The sequence below is a fragment of the Geothrix sp. 21YS21S-4 genome (genome assembly GCF_030845995.1).
Taxonomy (GTDB): Bacteria; Acidobacteriota; Holophagae; order Holophagales; family Holophagaceae; genus Geothrix.
Window position 1 is genome coordinate 2,750,736 of record NZ_CP132719.1, and the last position, 13,093, is coordinate 2,763,828.

The 13,093-nt window shown below is 65.7% G+C and carries 15 protein-coding genes; 14 read left to right on the plus strand and 1 reads right to left on the minus strand.

Annotated features, from left to right (window positions below):
- Positions 1-11: 11 nt before the first annotated feature.
- The 5 genes from rpsI (at position 12) to RAH39_RS12550 (ending at position 4,268) form a co-directional block, all read left to right on the plus strand.
- Positions 12-404, plus strand: a complete 393-nt coding sequence (rpsI, locus tag RAH39_RS12530) for a 30S ribosomal protein S9 (RefSeq protein WP_243322817.1) — start codon at positions 12-14, stop codon at positions 402-404.
- Positions 405-558: 154 nt separating this feature from the next.
- Complete coding sequence (rpsB, locus tag RAH39_RS12535) at positions 559-1,311, plus strand: 30S ribosomal protein S2 (protein WP_306590462.1); 753 nt, start codon at positions 559-561, stop codon at positions 1,309-1,311.
- Positions 1,312-1,440: 129 nt separating this feature from the next.
- Positions 1,441-2,091, plus strand: a complete 651-nt coding sequence (gene tsf, locus RAH39_RS12540) for a translation elongation factor Ts (RefSeq protein ID WP_306590463.1) — start codon at positions 1,441-1,443, stop codon at positions 2,089-2,091.
- 84 nt (positions 2,092-2,175) lie between these two features.
- Positions 2,176-2,883, plus strand: a complete 708-nt coding sequence (pyrH, locus tag RAH39_RS12545) for a UMP kinase (RefSeq protein WP_306590464.1) — start codon at positions 2,176-2,178, stop codon at positions 2,881-2,883.
- A gap of 47 nt (positions 2,884-2,930) precedes the next feature.
- A complete protein-coding gene (locus RAH39_RS12550) occupies positions 2,931-4,268 on the plus strand; it encodes an FAD-binding oxidoreductase (RefSeq protein ID WP_306590465.1) in 1,338 nt (445 codons plus the stop codon).
- 25 nt (positions 4,269-4,293) lie between these two features.
- Here the strand turns inward: RAH39_RS12550 and RAH39_RS12555 are convergent, their stop codons facing one another.
- On the minus strand, positions 4,294-5,943 hold the full coding sequence (locus RAH39_RS12555; protein ID WP_306590466.1) for a sigma-54-dependent Fis family transcriptional regulator: 1,650 nt from the start codon (positions 5,941-5,943) through the stop codon (positions 4,294-4,296).
- Positions 5,944-6,817: 874 nt separating this feature from the next.
- On the opposite strand from RAH39_RS12555, the gene RAH39_RS12560 reads away from it, so the two are divergent.
- The 9 genes from RAH39_RS12560 to cls all read left to right on the plus strand — a co-directional run bounded on the left by RAH39_RS12560 (position 6,818) and on the right by cls (position 13,020).
- A complete protein-coding gene (locus RAH39_RS12560) occupies positions 6,818-7,576 on the plus strand; it encodes a BON domain-containing protein (RefSeq protein ID WP_306590467.1) in 759 nt (252 codons plus the stop codon).
- Between the two features lie 66 nt (positions 7,577-7,642).
- A complete protein-coding gene (locus tag RAH39_RS12565) occupies positions 7,643-7,789 on the plus strand; it encodes a lmo0937 family membrane protein (RefSeq protein WP_306590468.1) in 147 nt (48 codons plus the stop codon).
- Between the two features lie 49 nt (positions 7,790-7,838).
- Positions 7,839-8,333: a DNA starvation/stationary phase protection protein Dps gene (dps, locus tag RAH39_RS12570; protein WP_306590469.1), complete on the plus strand. Its 495-nt coding sequence runs from the start codon at positions 7,839-7,841 to the stop codon at positions 8,331-8,333.
- Between the two features lie 21 nt (positions 8,334-8,354).
- The gene (locus RAH39_RS12575) at positions 8,355-8,744 is read left to right on the plus strand and encodes a hypothetical protein (RefSeq protein WP_306590470.1); all 390 of its coding nucleotides are present in this window, start codon (positions 8,355-8,357) and stop codon (positions 8,742-8,744) included.
- Positions 8,745-8,754: 10 nt separating this feature from the next.
- The gene (locus tag RAH39_RS12580) at positions 8,755-9,030 is read left to right on the plus strand and encodes a YtxH domain-containing protein (protein WP_306590471.1); all 276 of its coding nucleotides are present in this window, start codon (positions 8,755-8,757) and stop codon (positions 9,028-9,030) included.
- A 101-nt stretch (positions 9,031-9,131) separates the two neighbouring features.
- Positions 9,132-10,592, plus strand: coding sequence for an OmpA family protein (locus RAH39_RS12585; RefSeq protein ID WP_306590472.1), 1,461 nt, complete (start codon positions 9,132-9,134; stop codon positions 10,590-10,592).
- A 91-nt stretch (positions 10,593-10,683) separates the two neighbouring features.
- Positions 10,684-10,899: a hypothetical protein gene (locus RAH39_RS12590; RefSeq protein WP_306590473.1), complete on the plus strand. Its 216-nt coding sequence runs from the start codon at positions 10,684-10,686 to the stop codon at positions 10,897-10,899.
- Positions 10,900-10,957: 58 nt separating this feature from the next.
- Entirely contained in the window at positions 10,958-11,509 is a 552-nt protein-coding gene (locus tag RAH39_RS12595) for a DUF1003 domain-containing protein (RefSeq protein ID WP_306590474.1), read from the plus strand.
- Between the two features lie 104 nt (positions 11,510-11,613).
- Positions 11,614-13,020 (plus strand): cardiolipin synthase, encoded by a 1,407-nt coding sequence (gene cls / locus RAH39_RS12600; protein WP_306590475.1) that lies wholly within the window; start codon positions 11,614-11,616, stop codon positions 13,018-13,020.
- Positions 13,021-13,093 lie beyond the last annotated feature (73 nt).

Sequence of the window (13,093 nt, forward strand, 5' to 3'; positions counted from 1 at the left end):
GCGAGGACTCCATGGCCATTTCCCAGAACTACGGAACCGGTCGCCGCAAGAGCGCGGCCGCCCGCGCCTTCCTCCGCCCCGGCACCGGCAAGATCACCGTCAACGGCCGCAGCCTCGAGAACTATTTCCCGAACGCCGTGCTCCGCATGATGGTCCACCAGCCCCTGGTGCTGGCCGACCTCGACGGCAAGTTCGACATGGTCATCAGCGTCGTCGGCGGCGGCCCCGCCGGCCAGGCCTCGGCCATCCGGATGGGCATCTCCCGCGCCCTCCTCGGCTACAACGAGCAGCTCAAGTCCCTCCTGCGCGGCGCCGGTCTTCTGACCCGCGACCCCCGCATGAAGGAACGCAAGAAGCCCGGTCGCAAGGCCGCCCGTCGCCGCTTCCAGTTCAGCAAGCGCTAGTTCGTCTCTGGAAGGGGGAGCCTCACGGTTCCCCCTTCTGCTTTCCCGGTCCGTTTCCACGGACGATTCGGGCGAAGGGAACCAACCCGACGCCTTCCATCCCACCCGCGGCGCTCCTTCTGCGAATCGCGCCGCTTGACCCAGGGAGGCCAGCATGGCTGCCATCCAGATGAAGGAACTTCTCGAAGCCGGTGCCCATTTCGGGCACCAGACCAAGCGTTGGAATCCCAAGATGAAGAAGTACATCTTCGGGGCGCGCAACAGCATCTACATCATCGACCTCCAGAAGACCCTGCGCCTCTGGAACACCGCCGCCAACTTCCTGACCAAGGCCGCCGGCGAAGGGAAGAACTTCCTGTTCGTGGCCACCAAGCCCCAGGCCCAGGAGTTGATCGCCGAGCAGGCCGCCCGCTGCGGCGCGTTCTACGTCAACAACCGCTGGCTGGGCGGAATGCTGACCAACTTCGCCACCATCAAGAAGAGCCTGGAGAAGTTCCGCGAGATCGAGGCCACCCTGGCCGATCCCGCCCGCACCGCCATGCTCTCCAAGAAGGAACTGCTGACCCTCAACCGCACCCGCCTGAAGCTGGAGGCCTCCTTCCACGGCATCCGCGACATGCGCTCGCTGCCCGAGGTCATCTTCGTCATCGATCCGCACCGCGAGGACATCGCCGTCACCGAGGCCAAGAAGCTCGGCATCAAGGTCGTGGGCATCGTGGACACCAACTGCGATCCCGACATGGTGGACTACGTGATCCCCGCCAATGACGACGCGATCCGCTCCATCCTGCTCTTCTCCGAGCGCGTGGCCGACTCCATCCTCGAGGGCCGCCAGTCCTTCCGCGACAAGGGCGACACCGACGAGATGAAGAAGATGATGGCCGAGAAGATGGAAGTCGAAGCCTAAAGCCCGCCCTACGGAGCGTTCACGGACACAGCGGAGGTCGCGGAGAAGAACCTGCTTTCTCTCTGCGACCTCCCTTTTCCTGCCCCTCCGCGAGTGCGTTTCCGTTGCCCGAACTGATGAGGAGATGACATGGCATTCACCGCCAACGACGTGAAGACCCTGCGCGAGAAGACCGGCCTCGGCATGATGGACTGCAAGAAGGCCCTGGAAGAGAACAGCGGCGACATGGAGCAGGCCATCGAGTGGCTGCGGAAGAAGGGCCTGGCGGCTTCCGCCAAGAAGGCCGACCGCATCGCCGCCGAAGGCATCGTCGAGGCCTACATCCACCCCGGCGGCCGCGTGGGCGTGCTGGTCGAGGTGAACGCCGAGACCGACTTCGTGGCCCGCAACGAGGCCTTCCAGCGCCTGGTGAAGGAGATCGCGATGCACATCGCGGCGGCCGACCCCGCGCCCCGCTTCGTCACCAAGGAAGAGGTCACCCAGGACTTCCTCGACACCGAGAAGCGCATCGCCACCGAGCAGGCCCTGGCCACCGGCAAGCCCCAGAACATCGTCGAGAAGATCGTCGAGGGCAAGATGAACAGCATCTTCAAGGAGGTCTGCCTCCTGGAGCAGCCCTTCATCATGAACCCCGACCTCACCATCCAGCAGTACCTCTCCCAGAGGACCGCGGAGATCGGCGAGAAGCTCAGCATCCGCCGCTTCACGAAGTACATCATGGGCGAGGGCCTGGAGAAGCGGAGCGAGAACTTCGCCGCCGAAGTCGCCGCCGCCAAGTAGCTTTCCCTCTGCTACAAAAAGGGCGGCCCTTTCGGCCGCCCTTTTTGTAGCAGGATCCCCGCCCGAATCCGGTCTGGAGCTCCCATGAAGTTCAAGCGCATCCTCCTCAAGCTCTCCGGCGAAGCCCTCATGGGCGAGCAGAAGTACGGGATCGATCCGGCGGTGGTCTCCATGATCGCCGACCAGATCAAGACCATCCGGGAGCTGGGCGTGGAAGTGGCCCTGGTCATCGGCGGCGGCAACATCTTTCGCGGCGTGGCGGGCGCCACCAAGGGCATGGACCGCACCACCGCGGACCACATGGGGATGCTGGCCACCATGATCAACGCCCTGGCCCTCCAGGACGCCCTGGAGCACAAGGGCGTCCACACCCGCACCCTGTCGGGCCTGGAGATGCCCAAGGTGGCCGAGAGCTACATCCGCCGCCGCGCCTCCCGCCACCTCGAGAAGGGCCGCGTGGTGATTTTCGGGGCCGGCACCGGCAACCCCTTCTTCACCACCGACACCGCCGCCGCGCTCCGCGCCAACGAGATCTCCGCCGAAGTGGTCATGAAGGCCACCAACGTGGACGGGATCTACACCGCCGATCCCAAGAAGGACGCCACCGCCACCCGCTTCGACCGGATCTCCTTCCAGGAATGCCTGGAGCGGGGCCTGCGGGTCATGGACGCCGCCGCCATCGCCCTCTGCATGGAGAACCGGCTGCCGATCGTGGTCTTCGACATGAACCGACCCGGCAACCTGGTGGCCGCGGTGAAGGGCGAGGCCGTGGGGACCCTGGTCTCGCAGTAGGCCCCAGTCGGCAGGGGCTGTCCCGGGAAATTCCGTCACACTGGGACATGGACCTCCTCCGCAGCCTGCCCGACACCACCCTCCTGACGGAATTGGACGCCCTGGAGCCCTTCCGGCACGACGAATCGCACCTGGTGGGCCACGTCCCGCTGGGCGTGGTCCGCCCCCGCAGCGCCGCGGCCCTGCGGGAGCTGGTGCGTCTCGCCAAGGCCGAGGGTTTCGGCCTGGTGCCCCGGGGCGCGGGCACGGGCAAGGCCGGGGGCTGCGTGCCCACGGCGCGCACCGTGGTGGTGGATTTCTCCGCCTGGCCCGGCGACCTGAACGTCTCGTCCCAGGACCTCGCGCTCACCGCCCCAGCCAGCGCCCTCCTGCGCGACGTGAAGGCCGCCGCGATCGCCGAAGGCCTGTTCTACCCGCCGGATCCCAATTCCTGGGAGAGCTGCGCCCTGGGCGGGACCCTCGCCACCAACGCCGGCGGTCCCAACGCCTGCAAGTACGGCATGACGCGCCACTGGGTGCTGTCCGTGGACGCCCTGCTGGAGGACGGCGGGATCCACACCTTCGGGATCAGCAGCGTGAAGTCCAACGCCGGGCCGGCCCTGGGCCAGCTCCTGATCGGCAGCGAGGGCATCTTCGGGCTGATCGTCGGCGCCACGCTGCGGCTGACGCCCCTGCCGCGGGAATACGCCACCCTCCTCCTGCCCGTGGCGCGGTGGGAGGACCTGCTGGACCTGCCCGGCCGCCTGTGCGGCGCCGGCTACCTGCCCAGCGCCTTCGAGTTCTTCGATCCCGCCGTCCTGGCCGAACTCCGGGCCCATGGCCCCGAGGAGGCCCGGCGCCTGCCGGGCGAGGCCCTGGCCATCCTGGAGTTCGACGAGCGCGGCTGCACCTCCGAGCCCTTTCTGGAGGGTCTGCTGGACCTGCTGGGACCCGTCGCGGACGGCCTGGAGATCGCCTCGGACGAGCGCCAGCGGAAGGGCATCTGGGCGGTGCGCCGCATGACCAGCGCCTTCCTCAAGGAGCGCCATCCGAAGAAGGTGAGCGAGGACATCGTCGTGCCCCGCAGCCGCCTGCGCGAATTCTTCGCGGGTCTGGACCGCCTGGGCTTCCCCAGCGTCAGCTACGGCCACCTGGGCGACGGCAACCTGCACGTGAACCTGCTGGCCGCCGGGGAGACCGACCCCGCGCTGCTGGAGCGGCAGCTCATGGACCTCTTCCGCCTGGCCACGAGCCTGGGCGGAACCCTCAGCGGCGAACACGGCATCGGCCTCGCCAAGCGCGACGCCTTCCTCGCCCTGAGCGATCCCGCGCACATCCAGACCCTGCGCGCCCTGAAGCGGGCGATGGATCCGGCGGGGATCTTCAACCCGGGCAAGGTGATCTAGATTCCGAGGCGCGGCGCCCACGGCGTCAGCGGCCTCCGCCCCCGATCAGCCCGTAGCTCTTGAGCTTCCGATAGAGCGTCGCCGATCCGATCTGGAGCTGCTCCGCCGTCCGCGTCTGGTTCCCGCCATTGAGGGCCAGCGCGGCCAGGATGTATTCCTTCTCGACGTGCTCCAGGGGCCTCACCGTTCCGGTGGGAACGCGGGGAAGGGGGTAGGAGATCTCCCGGATCTCCTCGGGGAGATCCTCGAGCTCCACGCGGACGCCCTGGGCCAATGCGACGGCCCGCTCCATGGCGTTCTGGAGTTCGCGGACGTTCCCCGGCCACGCGTAGTGGAGAAGCCGATCGGTGGCGCCGGGCGCGAGCCCCTGGATCTTCCGCTTCATCCACACGGCGGATTCCGCGAGGAGCACACGGGCGAGGGGCAGGATGTCCTCCCGGCGCTCGCGCAGGGGCGGCACGTTCAATTCCACGACCTTGAGGCGGTAGTAGAGATCCTGGCGGAAGGCGCCGTCCGCGAGGATCAGAGCCAGGTTGCGGTTGGTCGCGGCGATGATGCGCACGTCCACCTTCCGGTTCCTGTTCTCGCCCACGCGCCGGACCTCGCGTTCCTGGATGGCCCGCAGCAGCTTGACCTGCATCCCGGGGGACACCTCGCCGACCTCGTCCAGCAGAAGGGTGCCGCCGTTGGCCGACTCGAACAGCCCGGGCCGGTCGTGCGTGGCGCCCGTGAAGGCTCCGCGGGCATGGCCGAAGAGTTCGCTCTCCAGCAGGGTCTCGGTGATGGCTCCGCAGTTGACCGCGATGAAGGGGCCCGCGGCCCGCGTGGACTCCTGGTGCACGAGGCGGGCGATCCGCTCCTTGCCCGCGCCGCTCTCCCCAGTGATCAGGACGGTGGAATCGACCTTCGCCACCCGGCACGCGAGGTCCACGAGCTGGCGCATGGGGGGGCTTTTGGCGACGATTCCGAGGAAGGACGGTTCCTCCAGGCAAGCCACCTGCACCAGCGCCTTCTGGTGGGTCCTGATCTTCTGCTCCGCCGCCTTCAGGGTCTCCGTGACGCGGTGAAGGGACACGTCCAGGCATTCGGCGAGGCGCGCCTTCTCGTAATAGCGGAGTTCGTCTGCTTTCTCATTCCCCCACTCGTCCCGCGTGCGGCCGAACAGGTGGCAGGCCGCGTCCCCCTTGCCCTGGCACCGGTCCTCGAGGACGAAGATCTCCTTCCCCACCGTGCGGCTGAGGTAGCCGCTGATGAGGCCGCAGATGGTCCAGCACATGGGGGCGTCGGCCCGTCCGAAGTGCAGGAGATGCTGCTCCGCCTCGTAGGAAGCCAGGAACGTCAGGCCCTCTTTCGAGAGAGGATCCTGGCTTTCCAATCCCACCTCGAAGAGACCTTCCAGCGTGTGGATGCGCGTTCCCGCCTTTCGCCACTCTTCATCACTGTCCCACTTGAATTCCGTTTTCATGGCTTCGGCCATGCGCCACCCGTGCGCGAAGCCGAATTGCGTCAGTACGGTGCGAGCGGCCGTGAATCCGAAATTCTCGACGAGGTACTTGCGCAGGAGTCCCATCGCCACTGCGTCGAGAAGAATCGCGCGCTGCCCGGCAAAACGGATGGCGCTCCCATCCGCTTCCATGTGCAGCAGCTCTTTGTAATCCAGGTCGTCGGCACGCATGGGTGAGTTTAACCCTTCGGACTGAAGGAGGAGGTCCTTCATATTGATCCAGGTTGGCACAGGAAGGAGGTGGGAAGGTTTATTTAAATATCAATTTGATTAAATTTATGAAATGGCTCGAATCGTGCTGCTACTTTGCTTGGCCGAGGAGTTCTACCGCACGGGGAACGCTGCCACTTGATTCGCCATCGGACGCGGCGAACGGAAAATTACGCAATCGATGTTCACGTCCTCTGTATCAAAGATGACCGAATATCCAAAAAGCCAATCCCACAGGGATTGTAGTGCTTCTGTGAATCGAGGCCATTCATCGAAAGATGGGGTGGAATTTACATCTTTGGATTCTCCAAGGGAACCCCTTTTCTGGAGATTAATTGGTTATTTCACAGCCGGTGCTTTGATGCAGCAATCTCGAAAATGCCAATCACATCAAGCCCTATTCCTCGGTCGAGCCGCGGAGGAAGAACCCCCAATCCCCACCTCATCCTCAACCATCCTCATCGAGCCATCATTTGGGAGAAATTCATGACCCCTTCACAAAACCCCGAATTGCCTCCTCCGGCACCGCAAAATCCGACGCCCAGCCCTCTCAATCCACCACCCAGTCCAACTCCGCCTGCGGGCGATCCGCCCCGCCCCTTGGAGACGATGTCCTCGCTCATCTCCGCCTCCCCTTCCGACCTCGAACCGAAGCCCGAAGGCCCCATGAAATGAGGGGAAGCCCTTCCCCAAAAAGACCCGCTGCATTTCGGCTCAGTCACGAAGCCGCGAAACCCTTCCGTGGGTGCCGCGGGCCGAATCCCTTTCAATGGCGCCTAACCCCCCAAAGCCTCTCTCTAACCCGCCCCGACCTGGGGCAGAAAGCCACCTTCCCATGCGCCATTTCAAGCTGAATCCCCACGCCGCCCTCATGGCTTCCGTTTCGCTGATCCTCGCCGGAGGGAGCGCCCTCCACGCGTCCGATCTGGACGATCGAATCGAGCGTTCCGCCAGGTCCAGCTACAACTTCACCACCTACCTCAAGAACGACGCCATCAAGATCGCCTCCTCCGATGGCGTGGTCACCCTCAGCGGCACCGTCTCCCAGGAATCCCACAAGTACCTGGCGCAGGAAACCGTGGCAGGCCTTCCAGGGGTCAAGAGCGTGAACAACAGCCTGATGGTGAGCGGCGACCAGCCCCGGGAGCATTCGGACGGCTGGATCACCACGAAGGTGAAGACGATCCTCGCGTTCCACAGGAACGTGAGCGCCACGGCCACCGAAGTGAACACCCAGAACGGCGTGGTCACGCTCACCGGCAAAGCCGACTCGGAATCCCAGAAGCAGTTGACCAGCGAATACGCCAAGGACGTGGACGGCGTGACGGAGGTCCGCAACAAGCTCGTCGTGGCAAAACCGGCGCACCGCAGCCTCGGCGAGAAAGTGGACGACACCTCCATCACCGCCCAGGTGAAAACCACCCTGCTGTTCCACAAGTCCACCCACATGCTCGCGACGAAAGTGGCGACCAAGGATGGCGTGGTGACCCTCCACGGGGAAGCCAGGAATGGAGCGGAACGGGACCTGGTGACCAAGCTCGCCGAGGACGTCCACGGCGTGAAGCACGTGAACAACCGGATGTCCGTGAAGTAGTCCGCTACCCGAGGATCGGCTTCCCCCACGGAGAAGTCGGTCCTCCATCTTCCAGAGGAGGTCGCCATGTGGACCATCGCCGTCATTTTGATCGTCCTCTGGGTACTGGGACTGCTGAGCGCCTATACCCTCGGCGGCTTCATCCACGTCCTGCTGGCCTTCGCCATCCTCGTCATCCTTTTCCAGGTCATTCAGGGACGGAAAACCATCTAGGAACGGCCGCGAGTCGCTGAGCCTGAACCATCCCTTTTCGGAGTCGGACATGAACAAGCACCACGAACTCCTGGACCCTCCCATGGTCGACGGAAACCACAGCGAAGAGCTGGTGGCGCTGCTGAACCAATCCCTGGCGGACACGCTGGATCTGGCCTACCAGACCAAGCAGGCCCACTGGAATGTGAAAGGGCCGAATTTCTACGGGCTCCACCTGCTGTTCGACCAGCTCTACATCCAGCTGGCCACCTTCGTGGACGACTTCGCCGAGCGGGCCGTCACGCTGGGAGGCCAGGCCTTCGGCACCATCCGCGCCGCCGGGGCCGCTTCCCGCCTCGATGAATATCCCCTGGACGCCCGGAAGGGCGCGGTCCATGTGAAGGCCCTGGTGGATCGCTACGCGGATTACACGACCCGCGTCCGCGCCGCCATCGAAAAGGCCGAGAAACTGGGCGATCCGGATACGGCGGACCTCTACACCGCCGTGAGCCGCGCCATGGACAAGGCGCTGTGGATGTTGACCTCCCATCAGGAGGGAGATTGATCCCCCCTTCCGGAGCCCCCGATGCCGCTCGCCCTTGAGATCACCCTCATCCTCGTGCTGCTGGCCGTGGCCGCCGTCCTCATCCCGCTGCTCCTCCAGTTCCACAAGACGGCGCGCGGGATCGACGCCTTCCTCGTCACGCTGCAGAAGGAACTGGCGCACGTCGCCGAGGACATCCACGCCTCGCGCGTCCGTATGGATCACCTGGCAGGCTCCATTCAAACCTCCCTCACCGAACTCGCCTCTTTCTCCAAATCCATGGGAGAGGCGGGATCCCTGGTGAGGGAACTCCAGTTCCAATTCCGAGACGGCCTCGAATCGGCCTCGCGCCGCTTCGGCGGGGCCATCGGAGGAGTCGGCGCCCTGCTGGCTCTCTTCAAGAGCAAGCACTCCCCTCCCGAACCTCGCTAGGAGCATGATCATGCCCGAATCAAAACCCTACTCGATAAGCCCCGCCATCCTGGCGTTCTTTGCCGGAGCCGCGGTGGGCGCGGTGGTGGTGGCCCTCACCACGCCCCGAACCGGTCCCGAATTCCGCGGGGATCTGAAAGATCTCACCCGGCGCGCAAAGCGCAAGGCCGCCCAACTGGCTGACCACGCCAGCGAAGCCTGGAACGAGGTGGCGGGCCGCACGGCCCAGGCCGGCAGCGACCTGAAGCAGGGCGCGGCGGACGCGGCCAAGGATCTGAAGGGCTGACCTCTTCGGCGCCTTCCTCTTTCCGAACAGCACGTTCTACCCACCGACACCGGGATCCGGGGCGTCGATGGTTCCTCCATCCACCCCTTGAAAGGTCCCCCATGAACATCTGGAAAACCCTCCCCCTCGCCACGGCCCTTCTCGCGGCCCAGGCGCAATCCCCTTCTGCGATCCCCATGCCGACCCAGGATCCGGCTCACATGGCTCAGGCTCAACCCACGACGGTCCCCCTCTATCGCGTGGTCGTCGTCCAGGGCTCCGCGAAGGCCATCAACTACCGGAATCTGAAGAGCTCCACGGAGATCGATCTGCTGGGCACCGTGCTCGTGTCGAACGCCTCCGGTGAGGCGAAGGTGAAGAGCAAGGACGGGGGCATCCAGATCACGGCCAAGGTCAAGAACCTTCCCCCCGCCTCCAGCTTCGGCGGAGAGTTCCTCACCTATGTGATGTGGGGCATTTCCCCCGAAGGCCGCGCCACCAACCTGGGCGAAGTCCTCCTCAAGCACGGCAAGGGCAAGGTCCAGGTCACGGAGAAGCTGCAGTCCTTCGGCCTCATCGTGACGGCCGAACCCTATTTCGCCGTCAGCCAGCCCAGCGACGTGGTGGTGATGGAAAACGCGATCCGGAAGGATTCCCGCGAACAGTTCGAGTTCATCGACGCCAAGTACGAGCTTCTGAAGCGGGGCCAATACACCCTGAACCTCGAGCCCTTTCCCCCCATGGTGATGGATGAGAAGACGCCGTTCGGGGTCTACCAGGCCCGCAATGCGGTGCGCATCGCGCAGGCGGCGGGCGCGGCCCTCTACGCCTCGGACGCCTTCGGAAAGGCCCAGGGCTACCTGGTTCAGGCGGAGTCCATGGACGGAAGCCGCGACACGAGGGCGATGGCCGCGCGGGAAGCCGTCCAGCGCGCCGAGGACGCCCGGCTGATCGCGGTCCAGAAGCAGGATGCCGCGCGTGTGGCCATGGAGAAGAAGCTGAACCAGGACAAGCTCGACGAAGCGAACCGGACCGCCGCCGCGGCCGCCGCCGCCGGAGATGCCGCCCGCCAGCAGGCGCAGCGGTCCCAGGCCGAGAACGCCGGGCTGAAGGCGGAGAACGAGGGCCTCCAGTCCCGGAACGAGGATCTCCGGACCCGGCTGATGGCCGAGCTCAACGCCGTGCTTCAGACCCGCGCCACCGCCCGCGGCCTCATCGTGAGCATGTCCGGCGTCCTGTTCCAGAACGGCAAGGCGACCCTCCTGCCGGAAGCCCGCGAGAAGCTCGCGAAGATCGCCGGCATCCTCTCCACCCACAAGGGCCTGAAGATCGAGGCCGAGGGCTTCACCGACAGCAACGGCAGCGATGCGCTCAATCAGGCGCTGTCGGAAAAGCGCGCGCAGAATGCCCGGGACTACCTGGTGGAACAGGGCGTCCGAGCCGACGCCATCTCTTCCAAGGGATTCGGCAAGGGCAATCCCATCGCCACCAATGACACGGCCGCCGGCCGGCAGGAGAACCGGCGGGTGGAACTGGTCCTTTCCGGGGAAGGCCTCACGGCTTCCAAGGCCGTCGGGCTCTAGCAACGGCACGGTTCACGGGGGGCGTGGAATCCGACGATTTCACGCCCCCCGCTCCGCGTCCGGTCATCGGGCCCACGCTAGGAGGGAACCCATGCTGAGCTGGAACGGCGGCGCCTTCGAAACCGCGCTGCTGGTCGGCGGCCTGAGCGCCTCGGCCGTCGCTCTCTTCCGGACCCACAGCCTCGCGCAAAGGCCCCGTGAAGCCCGGCCTGCTTCCCTTCCCTCCTTCCTCCTTCCCGGTTGCACAGGGGATGAGATCGCCCGCGCTTCGGAGGGCCAGCTTGGCGCCCGCGGGAAGGCCCCGTGAAAGAAGCAGCGGCTCCTCAAGCGCCCTCGCATTCCCCCCCTTTCCGCCTGGAGGCCCCGTGCAGAAATCCGAAGAAGTGGCAGCGAAGTTCCTCGGCAGGTCCTATCAGGAACTGGATGACCGCGCGAAGAAGGTGGCGCGTCACGTGGCGGACCGCAGCCCCATCGCGAGAAATGTGGACGAGGAATGCGATGCGGCCACCACCCTGGGCCAGCGGGCGGCGGATGCCGTGGCGACCTTCGGCGGATCCTGGACCTTCGTCGGGTTCTTTGCGGGGTCGATGGTGCTGTGGGTGGGGATCAACGCCTTCCTCCTGTCGAAGGCCGGCAGAACCTTCGATCCCTATCCCTACATCCTGCTCAACCTCTTCCTCTCCATGCTGGCGGCGGTCCAGGCCCCGATCATCCTGATGTCGCAGAACCGGCACTCCGAGCGCGACCGGGTGAGAGCCGAGCACGACTACGAAGTCAATCTGAAGGCGGAAGTGGACATCATGCTGCTTCACAAGAAGCTCGATCTGCTGCGCGAAAAGCAGTGGGAGGAGTTGATCGAACTCCAGCGGGAACAGCTGAAACAATTGGCGGGCCTAGTCGGCACGCGGCCTGAATGAGGAGGCGCGCTTCCCCGAACCGCCCCTTTGGACCGCGTATCGCTTCCCACCGCCCCATGGGAAACTCGGCCCCGAAGCGTGTCACAGGGAAGGGGGGCCGAGAGGTGGATTCATGCCGTTCCCGGGAAGCGCCCCTTTCGGATCGGAGCCGGTTCCCCCTCCGGTGGATCCTCGCCCTCTCCCTTTGCCTCCTGGGTTCCGCCTGCGCGCGGCTGCCCAACCTGAACTACCTGAAGACGCCCCTCGCGCCCTCCCCCGCAGGCTCAGGCCCGACGCCCTCTCCCGGAAAGGAAGCCCCCTCCGCCCTGGCCCGGCGCCTCCGCCCCTCCCGCGTCGACGCCAAGGTCCTGGCGAGCCTGGAAGAGGCGGCCACGGGCCGACCCCTCATCGAGGGCAACAAGGTCACGCTCCTCTTCGACGGCCCCAGCACCTTGGCGGCCATGAGCGCGGCGGTGTCCGCGGCCCGGGAGACGATCAACCTGGAGACCTACCTGTTCGACCAGGACGAAGTGGGGATGAAGTTCGCGGACCTGCTGATCGCCAAGCAACGGCAGGGCGTGCACGTCAACATCATCTACGACTGCGTGGGCACGCTGGGGACGCCCCAGGCCTTCTTCGACCGCATGCAGGAGGCGGGCATCCAGCTGCTTCCCTTCCATCCCGTGAGCCCCCTGCGCCGGCTCGGCCGATGGCGGCTCAACAACCGGGATCACCGCAAGATCCTGGTGGTGGACGGCAAGGTGGCGTTCACGGGCGGCGTGAACATCGCCGCGACCTATTCCCGCAGCTCCCTGTTCCGGTCGCGCTCGAAGAACGCCCGCGCGCCCGGCTGGCGGGACACGCACATCCAAATCGAGGGCCCGGCGGTGGCGGCCCTCCAGTGGATGTTCCTGGACAACTGGGCCAGCCAGCGGGAAGGCGAGTTGCCCGACGCGGACTACTTCCCTTCCCTGCCCGCGGTAGGCGACAAGGCCGTGCGGGTGCTGGGCAGCCAGCCCCGCAGCAACCCCGAGATCTTCAAGGCCTACTTCCTGGCGATCCAGAGCGCGAAGGCCTCCATCCACCTCACCTCCGCCTACTTCGTGCCGGACGCCCAGATCATGCGCGCCCTGCTCGACGCCGCCGCGCGCGGGGTGGACGTCAAGGTGATCCTGCCCAGCGTCTCCGACAATTGGCTCACCCCGCGGGGAACGCACTCGTTCTACGACCAGATGCTCCGGGGCGGGATCCGGATCTTCGAGCTGAAGAAGGCGGTGCTGCACGCCAAGACCGCCGTGATCGACGGGACCTGGTCCACGGTGGGCTCCACCAACCTCGACATGCGGAGCTTCCTTCACAACAAGGAAGTCAACGTGGTGGTGATGGGGAACGGCTTCGGCCGGGAGATGGAGACCGCCTTCCTCGACGACCTCCAGGATTCCAACGAAGTCACGCTGGAGGCCTGGGAGCGGCGGCCGTGGGGGCCGCGCGTCGGCGAGTGGTTCGCGCGCCTCCTCGCCTATTGGCTGTGACGCGGCGACTCCGCCCCACAGAGAATGCGCCCTTCCAAGTTGAAGGGACCTCTGCGTCATATTGATCGGCCGT